Genomic DNA, 24,652 nt, shown 5'->3' with positions numbered 1-24,652 from the left:
AGAGGATATCGTCCATGCCAGATTTTCGCTTTGGTGATTATCAGTTTTCGCGTACACAGAGGAACTACACGTCGGCCTTTGGCTTCCTTATGATTGGGTTAGGCCTTGGAGCGCTCACTACGCTTTTGCTGACACCGAAAACAGGACGTCAAGTTCGAAAGGAATTTCGTCGCCGATACGAAGATGCACGAGACGTCATGGGTGACTGGACGGATCGCGCAGCAGATATGTGGGAGCATCGTGAAGATTGGGCCGAAGCCGCGCGCAGAAAAGCAGAGCCCGTCACCCGTCGCTTCAACAGGGGCTCCGTAAGGGTCTGAGATCGTTGAGAAAATTTGAAAAGGAAAGAGGTTTCGTTGTTTTCGAAACCTCTTATCTGTTTAGTAGAGGTGGAAGTTGACTTCCATGTTGACTTCAACCGGAACGGGTTTGCCGTCTTTTTGCCCCGGTTCGAATCGCCAGAGGCGTGCTGCCTCGATGGCCTTTTCATCCAAGCCCATGCCGAGTGAGCGTACCACGCTAATCTCGTGGGTCTTGCCATCCGTACCAATCACGACGCGCAACACGACTATTCCCTGCCACTTGTTCTTGCGCGCTTCTTCGCTGAATTCAGGATCTACCTTGTAGATCACCTTGGGGGCGCTGACACCGCCACCTACACGATATGCGCCACCGCCGATTCCGCCGCCCCAGCCAGGACCTACACCGGCACCACGTCCGGAACCGACACCCCCGCCCGAACCGCTACCGATTCCGCCACCCGAACCAGTTCCATTCGAAGCCGGTCCAAGCACTTTCGACAGCGGATCGCCCATCGGGCCGACTTGCGGCATCTTGATTTCTGGCGGAACCACCACTGAAGGGGGCACAACCAGCTTCGCCTTATCCGGAGGAAGAACTGTGGGAGGAGTGATCTGGGAATTCGAAAACTTGGGCAATGCGCCCTTCGATGCCGGGAGTTTGTCGTGTGAACCGCCGCCACCGCCACCGCCGGCAACCGTCTTGGAAGGCGACATGACATACGGGCTGATATCCACCGAAGCCATGTCAATCGTCTTCTTTATCTCAGGCGCGTGAGTAGCAGTCCAGCTACCCAGCCAAATCAGCGACGCGAGTATGGCGGAGTTCAACAGGAACGATGCTACGAAGGAGCCCTTTTTAACTTCGTAGAGCCCAGTCCCGTCTCCAAACAGCGTCGGCAACACGTCGTGCTTTTGCTCGCCAGGGAGCGCCTGGGTTTCCGGTTTTTTCACTTCCGAGGTGGACATTTGTAAGCCCAAGTATAAATCGCCGAGATGTGAACTGCCTCAGAAAAACACCTGACCAGCGACTCCGTTTCGTCTAACTACGAACCTAAACAGAATTAGGCAATTTGGGATTGGGAGCGATGAATGTGGAATAAACCACAGCGGCAGGGCTAAATCGGCAAGATCACTCGCAGGGCGCTAGATGCGATGGATATTTCTGCCGGAGCCTGGCACAGGTACTCGCCATCTGCATACATCGGCAGTGGCGAATCAGTCTCAATGAAAACCTGTTTCGTCCGGAAATAGCGTACGCCCGGAACTCTTATATGTGTACCGGAGTAAATCCTGTGGAAGTGCCGCAAGACGGTCGTTTTCGGCATAGCGGGAACAAAGCACAAATCTAGCTGTCCATCGTCCAGTCGAGCCTGCGGCAGCATGCGAATTCCGCTGCCATACTCGGGCGCATTACCCACGGCAACAAACAGCACCTCGCCCTCGAGACATGTCTCACGTTCATCAGCATCGTAACTGTGCAGTGTCACCTCGGGTGGGACGAATCTCACCAGCGCGCGCATCGCCGCCAACGCATAGCCGCCGTTTCGCCGCAACCACGGAGGCATCTGATTGGCCCTGTGGTTTGTTTCCGCGTCGAGCCCAATACCGGCAATGCCGGTAAAGTAAATCATTCTCTGCTGCTCTTCCGTCTCCTCCACATGGCGCAAGTGGTGCCGCATGATAGCTGGCCCCAACGCCCGCTCCGGGGGCATGATCCGACCCTCACCATCTGCAAAAGTGATCGACTCTGGTGCCTCGAACTGGTCATCTACGGGATCGGCCATGGGACGCACCGTGCCCAGATCGATGGTTCGCACGTTGTCGCCGCGATCGAGATATCGCCGCCATGCGCGCAAAGCCTCTTTCAGATTCTGAATACCGAGACAACGGGCAAAGTCATTTGCCGTGCCCATTGGCACCACAAGCAGCGGTGTTTGCGAATAGGCCAATGAAGGCAGCACGCGATGCACTGAGCCGTCTCCGCCAAACACGAGAGCCGCGTCTGGCATGTCATGCCGCTCCAGCGTGTTTCCGCGGAACATATTGACCCGAGCGTCGCAGAAGGGCTCCACGACGTTGGACTTCAGGTAGGAGTGGACGATGGCCGCGGCTCGCACCGGGGAATTGTACAGCGGCACGAAGCGCCGAAACGAAAAACTGAGAGCTGCCGTGGTGAGAGCTTTCGCAACCAGAACTGCTGCTTTTCAGCCCAGCTCTAGATACTGACCAGCCCCGTTTCGATGTCCTTTTGAGCTTGCTCGAGGCTGGCCGCAGTGCCCAGATCGCGCCAGTAGAACCCGTCTGCTTCAAAGGCCACAACCTTGTCGCCCTCGTCTGCCAGCCTCAGGTACACAGGAATTATCGGGAACACGTGGTCGCCGTTCATCGAACCGCCACTCATGCGCTGAAAAACCCTTGGGGAGATCACATGGATTCCGGTGAAGGCCATCGGAAACGAGTCCGCGCTGACTCTCGCCATGTGTGCTTCGCCATTCAACAGACGCCCACAAAGAAGCCCTTTTCGATCAAAGAGCAATAGGCGCGAACTCTCACGATGTTGCACAGCCATGGTCACCAGTGCCTGATGCTCCTGATGAAACCTGACCATTGCCCCGAGATCAATGGAGCTGAGCACATCCACGTTGTGCACGATGAACGGCTCCCGTTCATGCTCGAAAAAGTGCGCAGCCTTCTGCAATCCCCCACCGGTATCGAGCAGAACATTTTCGCGCGAAATTTCGATGTGCATGCCGAAGTTGTTGTTCTTCGCCAGATATTCCACGACCATATCGGCGAAGTGATGCACGTTGACGACGACTTCACGAATGCCGAAGCTACGCAAACGGGTCAAAGCAATGTCCAGCAGTGTGCGACCCGCAACTTCCACCAGCGCTTTGGGCCGGGTATCCGTCATGGGACGCAGTCTCGTCCCCAACCCGGCAGCAAAGATCATCGCTCTCATCGAACCCACCGGTCCTGCTCGCGATGCTGCACCACGACGCTCACTCCGCGTGCGCGCAGCCGTTTTGCAACCTGCTCGGCGAGGAACACCGAGCGATGCTGCCCGCCAGTGCACCCAAACGAAACCATAAGGTGCCTGAATCCGCGGCTCTGATAATTGCTCACGCTCGCTTCAACTAGCGACATCACTGAGGCAAGGAACTGATGAACGCTCTCCTGCTGATTCAGATACTCGATTACCGGTGCATCCTGTCCCGAGAGCTTCTTGAACCGCTCTTCGCGTCCCGGATTGGGCAGGCCCCGAGCATCGAAGACAAATCCTCCGCCATTGCCACTCTCGTCATACAAAGGCCCTCGATGGAATGAAAAACTCGAGACCAGCACCGTCAATTTCGGAGGCTCCGCCGCGATGTTCTGCAGCTTTTCCGAGCCGACCATTTCAGTGAATGCTTCAATCAACGTCGGAAGCGCAATAGGAAGTGTCACATTGTGCAGCAGCCATCGGAGATTGCGCAGCGCAAATGGAACTGACTGCAGAAAGTGCGCCTTGCGTTCGTAGAATCCGCGGAATCCGTAGGCCCCGAGCGCCTGCATAATACGGATGTAAACGTAACCGTAGTAGTGGTGCAGGAACTGATCACGATCTACCTTCACGTATTTTGAAAGCGCAACGAGGTAATAATCGAGCAGTTGCCCGCGCATGTCCGGTGGGAGATCAGCTTTGCCATCGAACAGCAGCGAAGCGATGTCGTATTGCAGAGCGCCGTGTCGTCCGCCCTGGTAATCGACAAACCACGGCTCGCCATCGCGCAACATGACATTGCGAGATTGATAATCGCGATACAGGAAGTAGTTGTGATCGGCGCTCAGAAGAAACTTCGTGAGACGATTGAAGTCTTCTTCCAAGTCCTGCTCGTTGAAAGGAATTCCCGCAAGCCGAAGGAAGTAGTACTTGAAGTAGTTGAGGTCCCACGCAATCGACTGCCGGTCAAAGTGAGCCCGCGGATAGCAGACCTTGTAGTTCAGATCCAGCCCGGCCTCGACCTGGAATCGCGGCAGCACCTCGACTACCTTGCGATAAGCATCCACGACCTGCGGATCAATATCAGCTCCCGAGCGATGCTCCGAAAGAAAGTGAAACAGGGTCGTGTCGCCGAGATCCTCTTCTAGATACGCGCCATGGCTCAAATCCTCGGCGTAGATCTCCGGCACTGGAAGACCATGCTTGCGGAAGTGTCGAGAGAATTCGAGGAAGGCTGCATTTTCCTCACGCACATCGTGGACCACCCCAATCGCTGTATGGCTTTCGTTTGAAAGGCGAATGATCTTACGGCCAGATCCGCCAAGTTCGCCCTGCACGGATTGAACATCGGTAGGTGCGGAATGGAAATACTGCTCAAACAGCTTTCTGAGATCGTCCATCGATTGATTATTCCTGACCGTCTGCTGCAGTTCTAATCTTACTGTGCCCCGGGAACCGCTCTAGCAGATTGTAGCGGCAGGAAGAGTTGAAACACAGTGCCGGTTACGCCCTCTTTTCTGCTGCTCCGGAAACGCAGTCGTCCGCCGTGCTTTTGCGCAATGTCAGCCGAGATCCACAGACCAAGCCCCGTGCCCTTAAGTCCCTTCGTTGTGAAGAATGGATCGAACAGCCGCTCTTTCGTCAGATCATTCATTCCCTCGCCTGTGTCGGCAATCGTGAGGCGCACTGTTTTTTGACCTTGCAGCCAATCTGTAACCACCTGCGAACGCAGGCGCAACCTGCCTCCGCGCCACATCGCATCCACCGCGTTGCCAATCAGATTGTTAATCACCTGCCGGATCTCACCATCAAAACACAGTACGCGCTGGTCCGTGCGATAGTCCTTATCCAAGGCGATGCCGGAACTGCTGATTCTGCTCATGTGGAGCGCCAATACAGGCTCAATCATCTCTGCGGCGCTAGTCTCTGAAGCCTTCGTCGACTGGCGATGGAAGCGCAACGTATGCGTCACAATTTGCGAGACGCGCCCCAGTTCGCGCTCTGCTGACTCCAGGTACTCCTGCCCTTCGCGTGACAGATTCTCATCTCGCAGCAGATAAAGAAGGTTGGTCACCGCCTCCAGAGGATTATTGATCTCATGCGAAATCGAGCTCGCCAGACGTCCTACCGCAGCTATCTTCTCGGTTTGGATGAGGGCCAATTCAGCGCGCTTCTGCGCCGTGATCTCAAGCGACGCCGCCGAGATTGCCTGGATCGTGCCATCCGCGTCATATACCGGGAAATAGTTCACCGTCCAGTAGCGATGCTCTCCCGGACTCATCGGCAACTCCCCCTCGATCAGCGCGTTGATCACAGGTTTTCCACGCGCTACCTGCTCAAACATCTCACGCAACCCCTCGATGGGCGCAATCTCTGTCAGCGTCTTACCCAGAATCTCCTCTGGCGGTAGTCCCACGATTTCAGCCTGGCGGCTGTTGAGGCGCAAGTAGCGAAACTCCACCGGATCAAACAGCGCGAGACCTATTGGAGCCGTGCGGTAAATCGCCTCCAGTTCAGCCCATTGTTGCTGAGCTTCCTTTCGGCTCTCCTTCAACTCTCTCTCGGCACGCTTGCGCTGCGTGATGTCCACCACGCTTCCCACAATGCGCGTCGTTCCACCTGAGCTATCGCGATGCAATTGTCCGGTTAGCGCAATCCATCGCTCGCCACCGTTTTCGTCGATCACGCGATGGTCATGGAAGCGGCACTCTTCATCTTCTTGTGAAACGCAGGCGTTCAGTTCGCGCTCAAGTCGTTCATTGTCGTGCGGATGCACTCTCGCCAAGTAGTAGTCCCAGTTAGCTGGCTGCGACGCACTGAACCCTACAGCCTCGCAGAACTCCGGCGACCACTCGAGTCTTGAGTTGGTCAGGTCCCAGTAATACGTTCCTAGATGCGCCGCTTTTTGCGCCAGATGAAGTCTCTCGCCCACCGACTCCAGTTTGCGCCGCGCCGTTACCTGGTCAGTAATTTCCGACGAGACGCTCAGGATGTTCCCGTTCGCAAGCCTCGTAACCGACCAGCGCCAGTATGTCGTGCCTCGTACGAAGCCGTGATGCTCATATTCGGTGCTGACGAAAGGCTCTCGTGTGTCGCGCACCCGTTCCATGATGCGGATCACTTGGTCCCCGTCTGCCACGACGTCGGAAAAGTTTTTTCCTATAAGGTCTTGGTTCGTCAGCTTCGAATCAAAGAAACTTAAGAAATATGGATTGCACCACTTCAACCGCAGATCGATGTCAAACACCGCAATTCCTGCCGGTGCACTCTCCACAATGCTTACAAGCAATTCACGCTGCTCGCTCATGGACTCGAACACATGCGTGCTCTGACCGCGACTGTCTAGTTGCCGCGCAGTGCTCATCAGTCGTTCGCTGGTCGCAATGCCCTCTATCAAAACACCGCCCACATCCCCTTGCGAGTCCGCTACTGGGCTGCAGGAAAAGGTCCAATACACTTCTTCAATATGCCCGTCGCGCAAGAGTGGTATGAGCTTGTTTTCACTCCAAATGGACTCACCAGAACACATCACGCGTTCGAGTTCCGGGCCGATCGTCGGCCAGATCTCCTGCCAACATTCGCTCGCACGCTGTCCTAAAGCGCACGGATGCTTCTCGGCTCCCATGTAGGGGCGGAAAGCGTCGTTATAAAACTGCGTGAGTTCTGACCCCCAACACAGGAGCATGGGGAATTTCGAAGAGAGTAGAAGGTTGACCGTGGCGATTAACTCGCTGGGCCAGCTCTCGATTGGCCCCAGAGGCGTCTTGTCCCACGCATACCTTCGCGTGAGGTCGGCCATCTCGCCCGAACTAACGATTCGGTTTCGCACCTTCCATCTCCGCTGCTGGCTTCAGTACACGAAACAACCGTCGAAGCCACTTCGAACCAACAGTATCCTGAAGCTGTGGTCGTGCTGTAAAGTCCACTCAGACCCGGCTTTCAGTCGCTTGAACCCCGGCGAACTTTCTTTTCTCAACCAGCAAATCAATGCGGCTGGTATTTGTTTTCGTTTTCCATTACCCTTGGCGCGAGAAAGAGAGTTCTACCATGATCAAGCTTCGTGTGATTCTCGCGGGAGTTCTAGGCGGGATTGTCCTCTTTGTGTGGCTCTCCATTGCCCACATGGCCACGCCGCTCGGCTCCGCCGGAATTAGTCAGATTCCGTCCGATCAAGCCGTCATAGACAGCCTTCGCGTTAACGTGCCTGCGGCCGGGCTCTACCTCTACCCCAGCCTGGGCGTTCCCTTTGACGCGCCTCGCGCCCAGCGACAGGCTGCGATGAATACCTACATGCAGCGTTATGCCACGGGCCCTGCCGGATTGATCGTCTATCACCCTGTCGGCGGCAGCATGATGACCGGTCGGCAACTCGCCACCGAACTGCTCAACAACGTCCTCCAGGGACTCGCTCTCGCGATGATTCTTGCCCTGCTCGCTTCCCACACCGTCGCCTCCGGAGCCTACGTCGGCTTCGCCGCTGGAATATGCGCGGCTGTCGCGACCAATGTTTCTTACTGGAACTGGTATGGATTCCCCGCGAATTACACGGCAGCGGCGATTCTGACCGAGATCATCGGCTATATATTGATGGGAATGTCTTGTGGTTGGCTGCTGAAACGGATGGCACGCAAGGCGGTGGCATAGAAAGATTCAGCCGCGTCGGCACTCTGGAGTCAGCTCTGACGCGGCTATCATGGAATGCTATGCAAGAGGGCAAGACGATGGCATCGGCCGAACCTAAGCGCAATTTCTTTCAGACTGCTATCTACAACTTTTTCGCGCTCTATCTCGGCGTCACCCCTCCCGCCCCCGGGCAGGAATACTTCTATGGCGCACTGATCGCCGCCGTGTTGCTGGCACTCGTCGGTATCGGATACCTCATGGTGCATTTGCTGCTTGGTCAGATGATGGGCTAGGCCGGATCTGCGCTGTCACGCAGCGGGTTCAAGCACATTCATCTCTAGCAAATTTTGGCTGACAATTAATTTAGGCTCGGTCGCGGCCTGCACCTGTTCCACCGTGACGCCGGGCGCAATCTCTTCCAGCACCAACCCCTCGGGACGCACGCGAATGTACCCCATCTCTGTCACGATGGTGTCCACAACCTTCAAGCCAGTAATTGGCAACGAACAGCGATTCAGGATCTTCGGTTGTCCATGCTTATTTGTGTGCTCCATGGCAACGATGACCCTGCGTGCGGCGGCGACCAAATCCATCGCTCCGCCCATGCCTTTTACCATTTTGCCCGGAATCATCCAGTTCGCCAGATTGCCTTCGGCATCCACTTCCATCGCGCCCAGTACGGATAAATCCACGTGCCCGCCGCGAATCATGGCAAACGACTCAGCCGAGGAGAAGAACGCTGTTCCCGGAATTTCCGTTACGGTCTCCTTCCCTGCGTTGATCAGGTCAGGATCTTCCTTTCCTTGCACCGGATACGGCCCGACGCCCAGCATTCCATTCTCGCTCTGCAGAACCACTTTGATTCCCTTCGGAACATGGTTTGCAATCAGCGTAGGCATTCCGATGCCGAGGTTCACGTAAAAGCCATCCCTTAACTCGCGCGCAATCCGGCGCACGATGTATTCACGTATGTCGATCTTTGCTCCCGGAACCTTATTCATCTTCCCCTCTTATTAGGCAGCTGTCTTGCGCAGCGTGCGACGCTCGATCCGTTTCTCTTCGCCCACCGCTTGGAAGATGCGATGAACATAAATGCTCGGAGTGTGAATATGGTCCGGCGGAATCTCGCCAGGTTCGACCAACTCCTCCACTTCCGCAATCGTCACCCGTCCCGCAGAAGCGATCATCGGATTGAAATTCTGCGCTGTTTTGCGGTAGACAAGGTTCCCCCACTTGTCACCCTTCCACGCCTTCACTAAGGAGAAGTCAGCTTTCAACGCACGCTCCATGACGTAGGTGCGGCCATCGAACTCTCGAGTCTCTTTGCCTTCGGCCACAATCGTCCCGACGCCGGTCGGCGTGAAGAACGCCGGAATCCCCGCGCCACCAGCCCGAATGCGTTCGGCCAGCGTGCCTTGCGGAATCAGCTCAAGTTGCAACCTGCCGCTCAGAACCATCTCTTCAAAGAGTTTGTTCTCTCCGACATAGCTGCCCTTGTGACTGCGTATCTGACCTTTGCGCAACAGCAATCCGAGGCCGAAATCATCGACACCCATGTTGTTGCTGATTGTGTCCAAGTTGCGCACTCCCTTCTTCTCAAGGGCTGCAATCAGGTTCTCCGGGATTCCGCACAGCCCAAAGCCGCCGACCATAATCGTGGCGCCATCAGGAATGTCGAAGATCGCCTCCTCGGCGTTCGCAAAAACCTTATTCATGTTGTCTCGCTTTTCCCTGAAGTCCGAAACGGGCAAGGGTCGCCCACCTCACGTCGCACTTCCGCCAGACACACGGCGGAATTGCAAGCCTCCCCACAAGGCCCGCCGCGCAACAGCCAGTTAGATGCAGAGTTGCCTTCCAAGTTATCTGTCACAAACGCGAAAACGATGCGTCCAAAACGAGCTTCTTGCGCCGCTGGGCTGCTTGATTCTGCTGGCACTCCCGAATGGCCTTATCTCCATGTCCACTGCTGGCGCGAAACCTACCTTCCTCAATCTGAAATGCTAGAATCGTGCGTTACACCATCCACATCCGGATCATCATGGTCCGCAGCGCAGGATTTGAGAGGAAACATGGCTACCGTACAAAGCACCGTCGCACCTACCACAGTTGAAACCGCCGCGGTCACGCCGTTCAAAAACGAAGCCTTCTTGGATTTCACTCGGATGGAGAACATTCGAGCTATGCGAGAGGCGCTCGATAAAGTGCACCGGCAGCTCGGGCGCGAATACGACAACGTGATTGGCGGCCATCGCGTACGCACCGAAGCCAAGATTAAGTCCCTTAATCCATCCCACCCTGAACAGGTCGTCGGCGTTTTCCAGAAAGCCGGAGCAGAGGATGTGCCCACCGCAGTTGAAGCCGCTCTCAAAGCATTCCAGACGTGGAGCCGCACTCCGGTCCAGGAGCGCGCCGAGTTGCTGTTCCGTGTCGCCCACACCATTCGTGAGCGCAAGTTCGAATGGGCTGCGTGGATGGTCTATGAGGTAGGCAAGAACTGGGCTGAGGCCGACGCCGATGTGGGCGAAACCATCGACTTCGCCGAGTTCTACGCTCGCGAAGCTCTACGCCTCGACAAGGCTCAGCCGCCGATTCAGCTTCCCGGGGAACAGGACGAACTCCGTTATATTCCGCTCGGCGTAGGCGCCGTGATTCCGCCCTGGAACTTCCCGTCCGCGATCATGGCGGGCATGACGATGGCTGCCATTGTCAGCGGCAACACAGTGGTTCTCAAGCCGAGTGGCGATGCCATGACGATTGCGGCGAAGTTCTTCGAAGTGCTCGAACAATGTGGAATGCCAGCTGGCGTCGTGAACTTCGTTACAGGCAGCGGAAGCAGTTTCGGCAATGAGTTGGTAAAGCATCCGAAAACACGCTTTGTCTCCTTCACTGGCTCCAAGGAAGTAGGCCTTCACATCAACGAACTAGCGGCCAAGGCGCAGCCTGGGCAAATTTGGATCAAGCGCACCATCCTCGAAATGGGCGGCAAAGACGCAATTCTGGTCGATGCCGATTCGGATCTGGATGCCGCCGTCAATGGCGTAATCGCTTCCGCTTTTGGCTTCAGCGGCCAGAAGTGCTCGGCATGCTCGCGCGCCATTGTCGATGACCGCGTTTATGACAAATTCGTCGAGCGGCTGAAGGACAAGGCAGAGAAATTGACCGTTGGCCCTGCAGAAGAGAATCCGAACCTCGGTCCGGTGATCAATGAGGGAGCTCGCAATTCGATGCTCAATTTCATTGAGACGGCGATTTCCGAGGGCGGTCGTCTCATCACCGGCGGGCGAGCCGTAGAGGGCAAGAATGGCTATTTCCTCGAACCGACAATCATTTCGGAAGTGAAGCCCGGCGACACCCTTGAGCAGAATGAGGTCTTCGGTCCCGTACTCGCAGTGATCCGCTGCAAGAATTTCGAAGACGGATTGCGGATCGCGAATGATACTGAATTCGGTCTGACTGGGGCTGTCTACACCAATTCGGAAGAGAGAATTGCGCAGGCAAAACACGAGTTCCACGTAGGCAATCTGTACTTCAACCGCAAGTGCACGGGAGCCATGGTGGGAGCGCATCCCTTCGGTGGGTTCAACATGTCGGGAACCGACTCCAAGGCGGGTGGCCCCGATTACCTATTGCTATTTACGCAGGCAAAATCCATCGCTCGCAAACTGTAGCCTGAAAGCCTCACTTTCCCAGCAACTTACGAGATTTGAAAGTGAGGCTTTATTTGACAAGCAGGCATCCCCTGCAGACAATTACTTTTGTAATGTACGCGAATGGGTATTTGGATGGACCGATTCGCGTAGCGGTGCAATCCCCAGCATCCGAAGGATTTCATGGCGAGAATTCTCTGCATTGATGATGAACCGCACGTTGTAAAGCTAAAATGCGCGATTCTTGAACAAGCTGGGCATGAAGTTACGCCCGCAACCTCGGCCCACGATGCGATCGAACTTATGACAACTCATGAGTACGATGCCGTAGTCACGGATTGGCGTCTTGGCGATGGGAATGGCAGAGGCGTTGTGCAGGCGGCAAAAAATCACTCGACCATGCCTGTCGTTGTTGTGTCTGGTTATGTTGCTGAGGCATACCAATCGGCCGAGCCTCTGGCGGATCTGTACCTAGAGAAACCGGTCAATCCTGAAGAACTGGTCACAATCGTGAACGAATTGCTTAAGGCGAGTGAGCGAGCCTCGCGTCACTGATGTTCAGTTTTCTGCAACAAGAAAGCGCGGCTCAATGAGCCGCGCTTTTACTTTTTAATGGTGCTGAACTAATTAGCTTCAGCCGGAGGAGGCGTAGTCCTCATCCCCGCGGCACTGGCGGCTGCCGCTTCAGCCAGGATTCGGTGATGAATCGTGAAAAGCGCTAGCTCTAGACGATCCGAAACGCCAATCTTGTCGTACACATTTCGCAGGTAGTTCTTCACCACCTGCTCTGTTGTTCCAAGCAGGTTCGCGATTTCCTTGTTCTTGAATCCCTGAACGATCAGCGCGACTATCTTGAGTTCCTTCGGCGTGAGTCGATCGCGAACCCTCGCTCCGACAAAGTCATCCGAATCGGAATTGCTGGGCACCGCTCGCAAGTCCTGAACGTAAACTTCTCCAGCACTGACTTTCCGTACGCAGCGAAGCAATTCTGCTCCATCGACCGAGCGGAAGATCAATCCCAGCACACCCGCATTCAAATAACGTTCAGACGCCTCGTTTGCTTCGGCGATCACAACTAGCTGAATTCCGGATTCGCGGGCCTGAGCAACGAGACTGGCTGTGTCCGGAAGAAAGCTGGAAGCGTAAATCATGACTGACCCGCGAAACTTTTCGATAGCTACTTGGGCCTGCTCCACGGTCTGAGCCTGAGCGACGATCCGCACATCGTCCTCCACGGCCAGCACCTTGGCAATCCCTGCCCGGAAGATAGCTTGATTGTCAGCCAGAATCACTTTAAGCATCATTTGCTCCCAACTTCGGCATCCCGCAGTAGTTCATAGCCTTCAATGACGCAGGCTACCCCGGTACGTCCCGATTCTTTATCCATGTCACGGCGTACGACGCGGCCTTGGCAATGTAAGCGAACATCGTTGCCGGTGCCGATCGTGTTCCCCGGGATCGTAATCTCAAACTCGATGGCGGAGTCGATTTCCATCACACCATCCACAAGCAGATAAACACCAGCAGCACTTATGTTTGAGGTTTCTCCTGTCGGAGTCTCCTGGGTGCCTAGCACCTTCAACGGAAGCTGCACAGGGAACCGTCTACTCGTACGGATATCGGACACATCCGCCTCCCGCAAACTGGCTGCGATGACTTAGGTAACTTGTAACTGCTTGGATTATTACACGAGTGTAGATGGATGGGATAGTACGGATTTTGCCTTAGCAGCAGAGGAATCAATTGCTTAACGGGGTAAACAAATTGATTCCTCACCACCTGAGATGGGTGTCTAGGTTACGAACGGTGTCTCCTGAGTTAGCGTTCAGTCTGTAAATGCGCCAGCGATTCCGTAACCCAAAGCTAACGCCAGAATCCCGCCAACAGCTGACGCTTTCCAAACGTAAGCTCGTGCCGCCCTCTGCACATCCAGCTTCTCGCGCACGCTGCTGCGCAATTCGGTTACAGACTCATGGAGTCGCCGCCTTTGAGTGGCGGCGCGCTGCTCAAGCTCGTCCGATGGATAGGAGTTTGTCATCGCTCATTCCTCGCTTCATTCTGTAGCCAAATCTGGTCCTGTTTGAGCACGCGCAACGTCCGCTCAGGTTTCAGGCTGCGCGCCTTCAGCTTGCTCATTCCGAACCCTATCGCACCACCGCCGATAAGCAAGAAAACCAGGCCGACGATTCCGAAAGAAGCGGCCCAGGCACCCGCGCCACCACCCAAAGCCATCGCGATTACCGCGACCAGCGCCACGCAGAGAAACACCAACGCCAGCACTGCTAATACAGCTCCAATGGCAATTGCCGGCACCGCAGCTTTAGCTACGGCAATGTTCTCCTTCATTTCGGCTTGCAGCATTTCGACGCGAGTTGAGGCAAATTCTTTGAGCTCATCCTTGAACTCGTTCAGAACCTGCGCTATCGACTTTTCCGGCGGATAGTAGTTAGGACGGCTAGCCACGGTTTGACCTCCTGAAGCGAAGCACCACGCCGATCACGAAACATACTCCGGCTGTGGCGGCGATCGTTTGTAATGGATAGGCGTTCCCTATCTCCTGCGCACGAACCCGTGAGGTCGCTAGCGTACGCTGCGTTTGTCGGCGTAACCGCTGAAGTCTGTGGCCGACTACCGTGCTCCATTCGTCCATCTTGTATGCGGCTTGGCGGCGCGCATCCTGGACGTTTTCAATCAATTCCGAAGCGCGTTCCCTTCCTTCCACGGCGAGCTGAGTTGCGCGCTCCTGAGCCGGACTCGGACCGCCTTCCGGCGGCCGTCGAACGAGTTGGAGTCCACGTCGCACTTGGCGTTGCGCCATTCCAACGGCGCTACCGATGCGCTCGGCGGCATCAGTCATCCCGCTTCGCCCACCTTCCTCCACAGTGAATTGTGATTCTCTGTGTTCGTCCTCTCCAAGAGGTCTCAAAGGGAGCGGCTGATCGATGGGGTCCGCAAGCGTCGGCGCCGTACCCTCGACCGGAGGTGCTACGGGCGGACGAGCTTCTGGTTCTGGCAGCCCTTCATTATTTTCAGGCAGAGCTTCGGACATCGCATTATCCTCACGTTAAACGTAAAGGTGTGATGTGTGGATGCGCCTATGCGTTGGCACCGCAAGCACGGATACCCAGTAACAGCACAAAGCTCACGCCACTTTTGCCCTGAATTCAGATTCAGCTAGAACGCATCTCCCCCGCCGCCGCCGAAACCACCTCCGGAAAACCCGCCACCACCGCCGAAGCTGCCTCCGCTGCCGAATCCAGAACCGCTCGAACTGGCCTGTGGTGCCGCAGCAAACGCCTGATACGCAGATGTTGAGAAGGAGTTCATCGTATGCGTGAACATGATCGGATTCCACATCATTCCAGGTGTTCCGTACCCCGAACCCACATACCACGACGGAGGATCCTTTATCAGTCCCTCGAATGCCTTCGCCCAATGCTGTTCTACGCCAAAAGCCATGGCATAAGGCAGGAATTTCTCAAACGTGTCTGGGGGCATACGGCGGATGCGATCTGCGTCCACCCTGGTCATGAACTCCTTGAACCCGAGACACTGGACCTTTGTTCGCGCGCCTCGCACGGTCTTCGCCGCGAGTTTTCGACCCAATACGAAGACGATCACCGCAGATAGCAAGACTCCGACGATGAGCACGGAAATCGAGTTCGTGAGGCGGATCGCGCCCGTCGCTTGTAAATACACAAATGGCAACGCAATCGCCAACACGCCCACGAGTGCCAACCCCTTGGCCGATTCCGGATCAGTGGAGTACATCTGCTTCGATGTGAGCGCTTCCATGATTTCCTTACGAATCGAGGGAAGCGCCAGGTAGAAACGGTTCTTCAGACCGGAAAGGCTGGTCTCTTCCGCCGTGATCTCGGGAAACATATTGTTGAGGATTTCAATCTCGTGCGGAGCAAGCGTCTGCCACTCGGACCTGGGCTTCATCAACCGTAGAACATAATCTTTATGCTTGAAGAAGAGCGCCTTATCTTCTACCTCGATAATCTTCAAGTACCCTTTGACGGCGAGATCGATGAGTGTCGATGTAATGTCCCGCGACTCGATTGCATCTTCCAGCAGTGTGCCTGCCTCCGCTGGCGTCATGCCCTTCGGAGGCTCATACATTGGCGCGACTGACATGCCCGGATCTGGTTCGCGTCCCTTCCACCACCAAAGTCCGAACATTACGACAAACGCCCAAACAGGAAGCAGTACACCGGGATTTCCAGCCACGAACCACCACGCATAAGTCAGCGCCGAAGGTTCTTTCAGAATGCCCTTAGGGATGTAAACATCGATCGTAAGTCCACTGCGCGCTTCAAGTGGATTTGTGGCTTCGAAGCTTATATTCCGGCCTTCTACACTGCCCGATGCTTCCTGCTCCCGCGAACCAAAACCTCCTGTAAACGCCTGCGCCTTCAGACCCGCTGGGCCGCTCCCGGGCAACGCAACGAATGCCGTAGCCGAGTCGATGGGAACCTTCCAATCATTCCCAGTGACGTTCCAATAGAACTCATCATGATCCTTGAAAAACCGAATCGCATTGGGCGCACGATAGGCGATCCGAATAGTCCGCTCGGTGTCAGTTCCGCCTGCATAGATTTTCAACACCAGGAATCGATGTGTTGAGCCATCGGATGTCCGCACGTTTCGACTGCTCTGCTCGAATTTGATCTTCTGGTTGTTCTCGTCGGTGACTGAATCCACCTTGAGCATCAGCTTGTAGCTGGTCCCATTCGGGCCGGGATACTCAACCGGAATGTCGCGAAGCAGGCCGTTGAACGTGCCCTCGAACGAAGGATGTATCTCCTCCTCCACGAGTACCGTTCCGTCTTCTGCAATCGTGTAGCGTGCGTCGAAGCGGGAAATCTTCCATGACCGTGCAAATGCCGGAGAGGCCAGTATTAGCAGCGTTGCAAGCAAGAAACCCCAGCTTTTACGGCTGGGGTTCATGAAACTCAGTAATCGATCCTGTTTCATCGTGATGCTTAGAACTTCACAGTAGGCACGGCACGCTCAGCAGCATCTGCAATTTCAAAGAACTGCCGCTGCTGGAAGTTGAACATGCCGGCAATGATGTTGGTCGGGAACGACTGGATTTTGGTATTCAGGTCGCGCACAACGGCGTTGTAGTAGCGGCGCGAGTTCTGAATCGCATCTTCCAATTCTGACAGCTGCTGCTGCAGGGAAATGAACTGCGCGTTTGCTTTCAGATCGGGATACGCCTCGGCTACCGCAAGTAGTCCGCGTAGAGCCTGGGTTAACTGGCCTTCGGCCTGCGCGCGATCCTCAGCCGAGCTGGCTGCCATGGCAGCTGAACGGTAGCGGGCTACGTTCTCAAACGTTCCCTTCTCGTGCGCGGCATATCCCTTAACGGTCTCGACCAGGTTGGGAATGAGGTCGTGGCGACGCTTTAACTGAATATCGATATCGGACCACGCATTGTCGGCGCGGACCTTGAGTTGCACAAGCCCGTTGTACATCCCGGCCACGATCAGGCCGATGACAACGAGGATCGCAACTAATACAAGCAAGGGAATCATTCTTTCCTCCTATGTCCCGAGCGAGCCTTCATGATATCCCGCCGAAGCCGCAGAGGGAAACTGCGTTTCTGCCCAGACATGGCGTCTCTCACTCTGGGATTTGAACCCTGTAGAAGCTCAAGAGCATCTACCTACTATCGTTTGTACGAATCAGTACGCCACAACTTCAATTCTCATAACTGCTTCATCCCCACGTCGAAAGGAAATGGGTAAATGGGCCATCTTTCAAATTTTCATTTCCTGGCGGCACATGGGACGTTGTGGTTGTTTTTTGCGACGATGGGGGAGAGGCTGGGGCTACCCCTGTTTGTGACTCCTCTGCTGGTGGCGGCTGGAGCGTTGGCCGCGATGGGCAAGATGCACATCGGGCTTCTGTTGCTGGTGACCACCATCGGATGCCTAATCGGAGACACCGTCTGGTACGAGTTGGGGCGGTGGAAAGGCAATGCCCTGTTCGGACTCCTATGCCGTATCTCCTTCCAGCCTGACACCTGCGTGCAGCGATCCCAGCTAGCGCTCGACAAGCACACTGGGCTTTCGCTGCTGTGGGCCAAGTGGATTCCCGGTGTAGGTCGCATGGCGCAACCGCTGGCCGGAGCTGCGGGCGTGTCACGCGTACGCTTCCATCTCTACAACGCCGCGGGCTCGGTCCTCTGGATTACGGCACTGCTTGCCGGTGGATACCTCTCGACTCGCACGGTGGACTGGCTCGGACTGTTCGTCATCACCGCGCAATGGGCCGTGTCTCTAGCCATTGCAATCTCGGTGATCATGGCGGCACGCAGCTACTGGAAGCGGCGGCAGTTCCTGAAGATGCTGCACGCTGCCCGCATCTCGCCCGAAGAGCTGCATCACCAGCTTGAGACCGGTCAGGCCCCGGTGATCGTGGATCTGCGCCATCCGCTGGACTTCCTTGCCGCTCCTCGAACACTTCCGAAGGCGCTGAGGATGAATCCGAACGACATCAGCGAGCGCTGGTCGGAGCTTCCGTCCAACCGCGACATTGTCGTGTATTGCACCTGCCCCAACGAGGAGACTTCGGTGAAGGTCGCTTCGGACCTGCGCAAGCTTGGAGTAACGCGCGTGCGTCCACTCGAAGGCGGGTTAGCAGGCTGGGAACGGCTCGGCTTTCCAGTTGATAGGCACTTTGGCGAGGATGGACATGCATTGTCCGTGATCGAGGCGGTGTGAACTCCTGTTCGTAAGTAAGTAAATCCCACCAAAACCGTAAAGAGCCTGACAAGCTCCTACCGTTTTCCAGATAAACTGTTCAGAGAAGGGACGCCTGACGCGTTGTTGGCGTCCCATGCCGTGTATGGCGTGTTATACCGATCCTGGGAGATAGAACTGCATGTTTGTACCCTCAGAAGCCACTTTGCTCGCCCGTCACGGAGCGCTTTGGATGTTCCTCGTGACCTTGGGCGAACGACTTGGACTGCCGGTATTCATCTCCCCTCTGCTGCTGGCCGCCGGAGCCATGGTGGCGGTCAATCCATTCCAGTTCTGGCTGGTACTGTTCGCCACGGCAGTTCCCTGCCTGCTCGGCGACGCGATGTGGTACGAACTGGGCCGCTGGAAGGGGCGCAAGGTGATTGCCGCGATGTGCCGCATCTCCTTTGTCCCCGACTCGATGGAACAGAAGGCTTACAACGGCCTGAACCGCTTCAAAGGCTTCTCGTTGCTCTATGCCAAGTGGATTCCCGGTGTCGCTCATCTCGCGCCTCCGGTTGCTGGAGCGGCGCTGCTTCCCCGAATCCGCTTCCACATCTACAACGGAATCGGCTCGCTGCTCTGGATCCTCATTATGCTGCTCGCGGGCGTGTTGTCGTTGCGCACGTTCGACTGGATGGAAGTGTTCGCCCGTTCCACTAAGTGGGCGATTGGACTCGTCATCGTTTGCTCCGTTGTTATGGGAGCTTATAGTTTCTTGCAGCGCAGGCGTTCGAAAGCTCGTCGGCGCTTGGAAGAAAATGCCGCAAAAGCAGTGCAGTCGACTGCACACGACTAAGACACCCCTCCCCCTATATTTCCTGCTAAAAATTTGAAAACAGGTCAGTTACACGCAAATATTTGAAATCATTGCGCTTTCCTTCAGGATAGCAGCTTGAGTGGGGTGATCCCCTCACTGGGCGGTGATATTTATGTGCAATGGATTCTGCAGCTTGGAAGCTTTTTGTGGTGGGATGGGGATTGACACCGTTGCAATCGCCGAGCCGTATCCATGTTCTGTGCGTCTAAATAATACAATTGGCATTTGACACATATGAATGCCAGCTTTTCGCGCTGGCGTTCTCCGGTGCGCTCCTCGATAAGATTGCCGAAAACTCCTGGCCCGGCCTCTAACCTTGCATTACCTTCGGCTCGCTTTGGCAGCGCGCTTTGGACCGTATCGGGATAGTTCACGACTAGGCGATTGTTCGACACGAACCGTTATCTGATCAATCGAACAATGTCTCGAACCACGGTAACGGCAAGAAATCCGACAGCGACTGTTTCTACTGCCAAGCTCAACCAGTAGCACACCGGACTCTGCTGCCGAGCACTGTCAACCGTGCACTGCGAAGTGAGCAATATCCCTGTCTTTAGCTGATACAAGACGAGGCACGAGAACACGATCACCAACGGCAGGGCAATGATCATGCTCCAGATTATGCATTAGGATGTGCGTTTTCGCACGTTGAATAGGAGTAGGAGATACCTACCGTTCGCCTATTCCGATTGGAGGTACTTGAGGAAAGGCGATATTTCGTTGACTACCGCCTGTGTCCTGATTCCACTTCATTGCCGATCAAATGAATACTGGAGTCGCCGAGACGGGAAGGCGCATATTTCACATAAAGGCGAACGATGCCCTCGTAAATGCCCCACGCGCTACAGGCCAGCGCGAGAAAACCAAAGCTCCACCGCAGACTTCGTCTATCCCCGATGAAAAAAGAGACCCCTGCATTGATTGAGCCAAGTGCGAAGAACAACGCAAGCAGCACCTGCTTGATTTTCTTGACGGGAACACGCATGGTACGGTCACTTTAACCTTGACGGTCTCGAAATGCCAGTCTTTATAGATACCTGCATACTGCAAGGCCAGTGCCTCGCAGTTCCAGACTGGGATACCGGAACGATAGGCGATTTTGCGACAGCTACCGCTTTGACCACTTACGTCGAGGCGTATTGGCTGGGAACAAGGCGGTCAAAGCGGCCGCGATAATCAGGCCAAATATCATGAATCTGAAACCACGATACTGGTCGAAGAAAGGCAGTGTGATGAATCCGTTCGCGATCAGCAGAAATCCGCCGAGCATCCAGAAGACAGCAACGATGCGCAATAGTCTTGAAGACCATTCTCGTTCAGGCAGTTGAGAGAACCAGTCCCGTCGAATACGTTCAGGTTCGCCGAACGTCGAACGCGCAAACACAAGTACGTAGACGCCTAGAGCAACAGAGCCGACGAGTTGGATAGCTGCATTTCGCATTGTTCAGATTATCCACAATTCCTTGTGACGCACCAAAACTGTCGATAACAGGGCAACTAGTGAACTATCCCGGAACGGGATTGCTCCATACTTAGGGATTATTCGCCAGAAATCTAGTCGCCAATGAATAACAAGTACCTGAGCGGCTCTTTCTGGACGTACGTGGCCAGATTTTTCACCCCAACCCACTGCTCGCTCAAGCCTAGCTCAGCCGCCTTCGGCTTGATCTGTTCCCACTCGCGCAGAAATGGTGTGATTTGAACCCTAGTGAAGCGAGTATCGTCCCATTGATCGATATGAGCCAAAGTCGGAAACCTCTCGTCGCCCAGCGGTATGATCTCGAAATCACAAACCACGTAGCTGTCGTCTAGAGGGTGGTTGTCCGAGTCCACGACGCGTATAGTCCACGGCATAAAGTCACCTCCAACCCACATCGGGATCACTCCATATTGGGGATTAGCCATCACCTAATGGCCAACGGTTAGACAGACTCGAACTCGTCTGCATTGACGCCGTCCGGTCGCTCACCGCGTAGAAGATAATCGTAGCCGAATCCAACAGTAAAGCTGGGAATTCCCAGAGTGGCCGCGAGTGCCGTATGACGCGTTATCTGAAATAGCATCGGACATCTCATCAGGAATGAAATGAGCGGCACAAGCCCAAGAACCTTGAACTCTCCAGCGATCTTGAATGCAGAGCCACTGAGGTGCGCACTGGAGTCGTATTTCGTAATCCAAGTGCCGTCTCGAATTACGCCGATCCACAAAATGCTATCGTCGTGATTCAGAACGGCTAAAGCAGTGCAATGGAATCGCGACGAAAGCTCAGAAGCGAGAGCCTCAAGATCATGGACATTCTGGTCATCACAGAGCCGGTCGTAAACTGTCGTAAACCCTTTGCGGGTTGGCGAGACGAAGCTGGCTCGGCCGTGCGTACGCATGTGTTCAATAACCGCAGTTCGCTCGGACGTTCGCAGTGTGACATTCGTATAGAAATTCCCCACACTCGACTCCAGTAAGTCAGATGGAAACAAGAATCATTTCAGCAATATACCTTGAAATGGAAACCGAGTTTTCGATAGTTGGCGACTACAGGGCAAGTATGGACTTATCCCGAAACAGGAACTAGTCTCCAGCAGGATTCTACTAAACATGCGCACGACAATTGGCACGACTTCTGATTCTGCCCATTTACAACGGGAACGAGCCGGCTGTAGCTCGGACTTTCATCCCGATACCGCTATTCCTTCCATGCATAACATTGCCAGCGGCAAGATTATGCTGCAGTCATACTCTGGAAATGTGCGAGAAGACGAAGCTAACTATATCGGGGGTCTGTTGAAGTTTTCCATTTGCGATGCGGTAAGCAGATGACGCCAGGGACACCTTTCGGCTTCACTTCAGTTCCGTCAAACTCGCGTTTCGGAAAAGTACACCCGAGGCGGCGAACAACGCTACGAAGGCAGCGTGCCCGACGGCCATATTCCGCGCAAGCTCGGGAGGCGCGCCCGAAGGCAGCATGAGGGCAATCAGCGCAAGCGTCGCCGCCATTCCGAACAAAGTGAGAGCCAGTCCTCGCGCCCTCAACCGCGCCAGACAAGCACCAAGTGCTCCCACAGCGAGTACGCTGTAGTACCACAGGTTCGCCGGGTTTCCAGAATCAGCGACATGAACCATGTTGGACCAAGCCAACACGAATCCGGCTACCAGCGCCACACCAACGCCCGCCTTGTAGGACCACGCGTCCATCCTCCTCGCGATCACCGCATAGACCATTCCCGTCCCGAAAAACAGGAAATACACGAGCACAAAACTTCGCGCAGGCCAGTTCACCCTTCCACAACCCGCGATGCCACGAGCGGCACCATCAAAACAGCCACCGCCCCCAACGCGACGCGAAGCATTGTCTTTCCGAGTTGTGACATATCAGTCGTGTCCTCCCGATCCGTTTCCACCGACATCTCAAAACGTCACGCGCGAGCCGCCGCATTGATAGCTAGCACGATGGCATATATCAGCAACTATGGCGACTTCGTTTTCTGAAGCTCGCCTCTGGGAGCGAATAGTACCTCTGGTCCCATCCAAGGTGCCACTTCCACTGCGTCCGCGTCTATAAGTCATCCCTGACTCTGTAAGGCGCCGACAACCTTGTAAGTGCTGAAGACAATGCCCGAGGGAAATGCTTTCGTGCTGTCGAGCTCAAGTGCGCGTGCTGGAGTTCCGTCAGCAAATAGGCGTTTCCCTTTGCCCAGCAGAACAGGATAGACCACCAGAAGCACCTCGTCCGCAAGTCCATGTTCGAGCAGCGCTGAAGTCAGTGTCGAGCTGCCTGACAGGATCAGGTCCACGCCATCCTTCGCCTTGATGCCGCGAATGTCATTCACTAAGTCCGGTCCAATGCCCTCGAACGGGCCCCATTCCAGGCTCTCAGGCCTGTGGGTTACGACATACTTCGTCGCCGCATTGAGGCGGTCCGCCATTGGACTCTTCGGTGCCTTAGGCCAATACGCCGACCAGAGATCGTAGGTTCGCCGGCCAAGCAGCAGATCGAGGCTGTCGCCGTATGCGGCAAGCATTGTCGCCAACCCAGCAGGACAGCGATATGGAGCGGTCCAGTCGCCGTATGGGAAATCGCCGTCTTCACCCGGGCTGCCAACCTGGATCACACCATCCAGCGAGATATGTTCGATGAGTTTCAGCTTTCTCATTTCAAATCGTCCTTCACACGTGGTTTCGCCGCTTAGCCCAAAAGTGATACAGCATTTAAGCAGTGCCAGAGCTGGATTCGCCAACTCTGGGCCACCTTCTTGATTTCGATGCTTCTCGGCTCCCCTCACACGCCCCCAATCCGTCGCATAATGCTCTACCATGCACATTGCCGGGACTTACATATTGCTTATCTTCGTCGGGGTAGTCATTTCCGTCGTGTTGCTCGTGTTGCATCTGACGCAACTCGGACTGCTCATTCATCAGCACATATCGGATCGACCTCAGAGACGACTGTTTCTTGCGAGTGTGAGCTTCTTTCTTACGTTCGTTGGAGTGCGATTGCTGGTCGCCTCCATCACGCACCACGTGGGGCCATTCGGATATGTGCAGATGGGAGGTCGGCACATTCACCATTTGGTATGGGGCATCCTGCTGTTGCTGATTTGCGGGTATGCGGAGATTGCGGACGTCGGCATAGGAGATACTGCAACCGACATCTTGTTGAGCCGTATCATTGCACTCGCGTTTGGTGCCGGCGCCGCGCTCACACTGGATGAATTCGCACTGTGGCTGAATCTGGATCCAGCCGCATACTGGTCGCGACAAGGCCGCGAGAGCATAGATGCAGTCATCCTCTTTGGATCGATGCTCGCCGTGGGCGCTTGGGGCGCGCCACTGTTTCGGCATTTTGCTCGAATAAAAGGCTGATGTGCAGCAGCGCTTTACTTCGCTGGATAGCACCACCGGACAATCGGGCGCACCCCATTTTAGAAGCCTTTACAGCGTAACCGGGTTTCTTTGCAACCTGTGCAGCAGGTTCGGCCATCAAAATCGCAAGTCTCTGACGAGACGGTGATCTCATTTTGAAAGTCGAGATACGCATGCCGCTGACACGAGAAGAAATGGACCGCGCGATGGACGAGCATTTTGGCTTTGAGGCGGCGGACGATATCGAGGGCGTATTGTCCACGATGGCGCCCGAGGTCACGCACGACATCGTCGGATGGCCGGGAGGACCGACCCACGGTCCCGAGGGCGCCCGTCCCTTTTACCAGGCGCTATTTGCCGACCTCGCGAACGGCAAGGTCACCTGTACGAAGCGACTTTACGGAGATAACTTCATCGTTGACGACTCGGTTTGGGAGGGGACTGCTCCCGGACAACCATTTGGACTGACTGGAAACAATCGTCCGGTGCGTTTTCGGTTACTGCACGTCGTCGAGTTTGCAAAGGATGGCAAGATACAGCGCGAGAACGTCTGGGTTGACCTTGCCGACATGATTCGCCAACTCCCGCAGACTCCCGAGTCGCGTTAACAAAAAACAGTTGTGCTTGTCCGCAGAAGGGGTGCTTGTGTTGAGCAATCCCAGAGTTGG

Annotated in this window: 29 protein-coding genes; 9 read left to right on the top strand and 20 right to left on the bottom strand. The window is 55.3% G+C overall.

The features are described from left to right. Nucleotides 1–14: 14 nt before the first annotated feature. Nucleotides 15–320, top strand: a complete 306-nt coding sequence (locus tag AC6IZD_RS02055) for a YtxH domain-containing protein (protein ID WP_497786020.1) — start codon at nucleotides 15–17, stop codon at nucleotides 318–320. A gap of 60 nt (nucleotides 321–380) precedes the next feature. On the opposite strand, the gene AC6IZD_RS02050 is transcribed toward AC6IZD_RS02055, so the two are convergent. The 5 genes from AC6IZD_RS02050 to AC6IZD_RS02030 all read right to left on the bottom strand — a co-directional run bounded on the left by AC6IZD_RS02050 (nucleotide 381) and on the right by AC6IZD_RS02030 (nucleotide 7,114). After that, complete coding sequence (locus tag AC6IZD_RS02050) at nucleotides 381–1,268, bottom strand: energy transducer TonB (protein WP_497786019.1); 888 nt, start codon at nucleotides 1,266–1,268, stop codon at nucleotides 381–383. A 149-nt stretch (nucleotides 1,269–1,417) separates the two neighbouring features. Continuing rightward, nucleotides 1,418–2,440, bottom strand: coding sequence for a diacylglycerol/lipid kinase family protein (locus AC6IZD_RS02045; RefSeq protein WP_497786018.1), 1,023 nt, complete (start codon nucleotides 2,438–2,440; stop codon nucleotides 1,418–1,420). Nucleotides 2,441–2,517: 77 nt separating this feature from the next. Then, nucleotides 2,518–3,264 carry a nucleotidyltransferase family protein gene (locus AC6IZD_RS02040; protein ID WP_497786017.1) on the bottom strand — a complete coding sequence of 249 codons (747 nt, stop codon included), beginning with the start codon at nucleotides 3,262–3,264 and terminating at the stop codon, nucleotides 2,518–2,520. Continuing rightward, nucleotides 3,261–4,685, bottom strand: a complete 1,425-nt coding sequence (locus AC6IZD_RS02035; RefSeq protein ID WP_497786016.1) for a RapZ C-terminal domain-containing protein — start codon at nucleotides 4,683–4,685, stop codon at nucleotides 3,261–3,263. The genes AC6IZD_RS02040 and AC6IZD_RS02035 overlap by 4 nt, the downstream gene beginning before the upstream one ends. 38 nt (nucleotides 4,686–4,723) lie before the next feature. Next, entirely contained in the window at nucleotides 4,724–7,114 is a 2,391-nt protein-coding gene (locus AC6IZD_RS02030) for a PAS domain-containing protein (RefSeq protein WP_497786015.1), read from the bottom strand. Nucleotides 7,115–7,332: 218 nt separating this feature from the next. On the opposite strand from AC6IZD_RS02030, the gene AC6IZD_RS02025 reads away from it, so the two are divergent. Then, complete coding sequence (locus tag AC6IZD_RS02025; RefSeq protein WP_497786014.1) at nucleotides 7,333–7,929, top strand: hypothetical protein; 597 nt, start codon at nucleotides 7,333–7,335, stop codon at nucleotides 7,927–7,929. Nucleotides 7,930–8,006: 77 nt separating this feature from the next. Then, nucleotides 8,007–8,201, top strand: a complete 195-nt coding sequence (locus tag AC6IZD_RS02020; RefSeq protein WP_497786013.1) for a hypothetical protein — start codon at nucleotides 8,007–8,009, stop codon at nucleotides 8,199–8,201. A gap of 15 nt (nucleotides 8,202–8,216) precedes the next feature. Here AC6IZD_RS02020 and AC6IZD_RS02015 read toward each other — a convergent pair whose 3' ends face one another. Together AC6IZD_RS02015 and AC6IZD_RS02010 are read right to left on the bottom strand one after the other, a co-directional pair. Next, nucleotides 8,217–8,909, bottom strand: coding sequence for a 3-oxoacid CoA-transferase subunit B (locus tag AC6IZD_RS02015; protein ID WP_497786012.1), 693 nt, complete (start codon nucleotides 8,907–8,909; stop codon nucleotides 8,217–8,219). Between the two features lie 12 nt (nucleotides 8,910–8,921). Then, the gene (locus AC6IZD_RS02010) at nucleotides 8,922–9,623 is read right to left on the bottom strand and encodes a CoA transferase subunit A (protein WP_497786011.1); all 702 of its coding nucleotides are present in this window, start codon (nucleotides 9,621–9,623) and stop codon (nucleotides 8,922–8,924) included. A 354-nt stretch (nucleotides 9,624–9,977) separates the two neighbouring features. Between AC6IZD_RS02010 and pruA the strand changes: the two genes are divergently transcribed. Next, nucleotides 9,978–11,576 carry an L-glutamate gamma-semialdehyde dehydrogenase gene (gene pruA / locus AC6IZD_RS02005; protein ID WP_497786010.1) on the top strand — a complete coding sequence of 533 codons (1,599 nt, stop codon included), beginning with the start codon at nucleotides 9,978–9,980 and terminating at the stop codon, nucleotides 11,574–11,576. A 162-nt stretch (nucleotides 11,577–11,738) separates the two neighbouring features. Then, complete coding sequence (locus AC6IZD_RS02000) at nucleotides 11,739–12,110, top strand: response regulator (protein WP_497786009.1); 372 nt, start codon at nucleotides 11,739–11,741, stop codon at nucleotides 12,108–12,110. Nucleotides 12,111–12,178: 68 nt separating this feature from the next. Here AC6IZD_RS02000 and AC6IZD_RS01995 read toward each other — a convergent pair whose 3' ends face one another. The 7 genes from AC6IZD_RS01995 to AC6IZD_RS01965 form a co-directional block, all read right to left on the bottom strand. Further along, nucleotides 12,179–12,859: a response regulator transcription factor gene (locus tag AC6IZD_RS01995; RefSeq protein WP_497786008.1), complete on the bottom strand. Its 681-nt coding sequence runs from the start codon at nucleotides 12,857–12,859 to the stop codon at nucleotides 12,179–12,181. Beyond that, nucleotides 12,856–13,182, bottom strand: a complete 327-nt coding sequence (locus AC6IZD_RS01990) for a PilZ domain-containing protein (protein ID WP_497786007.1) — start codon at nucleotides 13,180–13,182, stop codon at nucleotides 12,856–12,858. The genes AC6IZD_RS01995 and AC6IZD_RS01990 overlap by 4 nt, the downstream gene beginning before the upstream one ends. Before the next feature lie 198 nt (nucleotides 13,183–13,380). Next, nucleotides 13,381–13,593 (bottom strand): hypothetical protein, encoded by a 213-nt coding sequence (locus AC6IZD_RS01985; RefSeq protein ID WP_497786006.1) that lies wholly within the window; start codon nucleotides 13,591–13,593, stop codon nucleotides 13,381–13,383. Beyond that, nucleotides 13,590–14,018 carry a phage holin family protein gene (locus AC6IZD_RS01980; protein WP_497786005.1) on the bottom strand — a complete coding sequence of 143 codons (429 nt, stop codon included), beginning with the start codon at nucleotides 14,016–14,018 and terminating at the stop codon, nucleotides 13,590–13,592. Before AC6IZD_RS01980 ends, AC6IZD_RS01985 begins: the two co-directional genes overlap by 4 nt. Then, on the bottom strand, nucleotides 14,011–14,604 hold the full coding sequence (locus AC6IZD_RS01975; protein WP_497786004.1) for a hypothetical protein: 594 nt from the start codon (nucleotides 14,602–14,604) through the stop codon (nucleotides 14,011–14,013). Before AC6IZD_RS01975 ends, AC6IZD_RS01980 begins: the two co-directional genes overlap by 8 nt. Nucleotides 14,605–14,729: 125 nt before the next feature. Beyond that, complete coding sequence (locus tag AC6IZD_RS01970) at nucleotides 14,730–16,508, bottom strand: DUF2207 domain-containing protein (RefSeq protein ID WP_497786003.1); 1,779 nt, start codon at nucleotides 16,506–16,508, stop codon at nucleotides 14,730–14,732. A 35-nt stretch (nucleotides 16,509–16,543) separates the two neighbouring features. Further along, on the bottom strand, nucleotides 16,544–17,098 hold the full coding sequence (locus AC6IZD_RS01965; protein WP_497786002.1) for a LemA family protein: 555 nt from the start codon (nucleotides 17,096–17,098) through the stop codon (nucleotides 16,544–16,546). 213 nt (nucleotides 17,099–17,311) lie between these two features. Here AC6IZD_RS01965 and AC6IZD_RS01960 point away from each other — a divergent pair, with 213 nt between their 5' ends. Together AC6IZD_RS01960 and AC6IZD_RS01955 are read left to right on the top strand one after the other, a co-directional pair. Next, nucleotides 17,312–18,289: a VTT domain-containing protein gene (locus AC6IZD_RS01960; protein WP_497786001.1), complete on the top strand. Its 978-nt coding sequence runs from the start codon at nucleotides 17,312–17,314 to the stop codon at nucleotides 18,287–18,289. A gap of 160 nt (nucleotides 18,290–18,449) precedes the next feature. Further along, entirely contained in the window at nucleotides 18,450–19,106 is a 657-nt protein-coding gene (locus AC6IZD_RS01955; protein ID WP_497786000.1) for a DedA family protein, read from the top strand. Nucleotides 19,107–19,851: 745 nt separating this feature from the next. Here AC6IZD_RS01955 and AC6IZD_RS01950 read toward each other — a convergent pair. The 6 genes from AC6IZD_RS01950 to AC6IZD_RS01925 form a co-directional block, all read right to left on the bottom strand. After that, nucleotides 19,852–20,112 carry a hypothetical protein gene (locus tag AC6IZD_RS01950; RefSeq protein ID WP_497785999.1) on the bottom strand — a complete coding sequence of 87 codons (261 nt, stop codon included), beginning with the start codon at nucleotides 20,110–20,112 and terminating at the stop codon, nucleotides 19,852–19,854. A gap of 123 nt (nucleotides 20,113–20,235) precedes the next feature. After that, entirely contained in the window at nucleotides 20,236–20,568 is a 333-nt protein-coding gene (locus AC6IZD_RS01945) for a hypothetical protein (RefSeq protein ID WP_497785998.1), read from the bottom strand. A 113-nt stretch (nucleotides 20,569–20,681) separates the two neighbouring features. Beyond that, nucleotides 20,682–20,981, bottom strand: a complete 300-nt coding sequence (locus AC6IZD_RS01940; RefSeq protein WP_497785997.1) for a hypothetical protein — start codon at nucleotides 20,979–20,981, stop codon at nucleotides 20,682–20,684. A 68-nt stretch (nucleotides 20,982–21,049) separates the two neighbouring features. Further along, entirely contained in the window at nucleotides 21,050–21,571 is a 522-nt protein-coding gene (locus AC6IZD_RS01935) for a hypothetical protein (protein ID WP_497785996.1), read from the bottom strand. Between the two features lie 391 nt (nucleotides 21,572–21,962). Further along, the gene (locus tag AC6IZD_RS01930; RefSeq protein ID WP_497785995.1) at nucleotides 21,963–22,400 is read right to left on the bottom strand and encodes a hypothetical protein; all 438 of its coding nucleotides are present in this window, start codon (nucleotides 22,398–22,400) and stop codon (nucleotides 21,963–21,965) included. Nucleotides 22,401–22,684: 284 nt separating this feature from the next. Next, on the bottom strand, nucleotides 22,685–23,275 hold the full coding sequence (locus AC6IZD_RS01925) for a dihydrofolate reductase family protein (protein WP_497785994.1): 591 nt from the start codon (nucleotides 23,273–23,275) through the stop codon (nucleotides 22,685–22,687). 160 nt (nucleotides 23,276–23,435) lie between these two features. Here AC6IZD_RS01925 and AC6IZD_RS01920 point away from each other — a divergent pair, with 160 nt between their 5' ends. Both AC6IZD_RS01920 and AC6IZD_RS01915 read left to right on the top strand, forming a co-directional pair. Further along, a complete protein-coding gene (locus AC6IZD_RS01920) occupies nucleotides 23,436–23,984 on the top strand; it encodes a hypothetical protein (RefSeq protein WP_497785993.1) in 549 nt (182 codons plus the stop codon). A gap of 173 nt (nucleotides 23,985–24,157) precedes the next feature. Continuing rightward, entirely contained in the window at nucleotides 24,158–24,592 is a 435-nt protein-coding gene (locus AC6IZD_RS01915; RefSeq protein WP_497785992.1) for an ester cyclase, read from the top strand. Nucleotides 24,593–24,652 lie beyond the last annotated feature (60 nt).

It is taken from the genome of Koromonas humicola (genome assembly GCF_059726255.1).
This window is presented reverse-complemented; position numbering and strand designations above follow the sequence as displayed.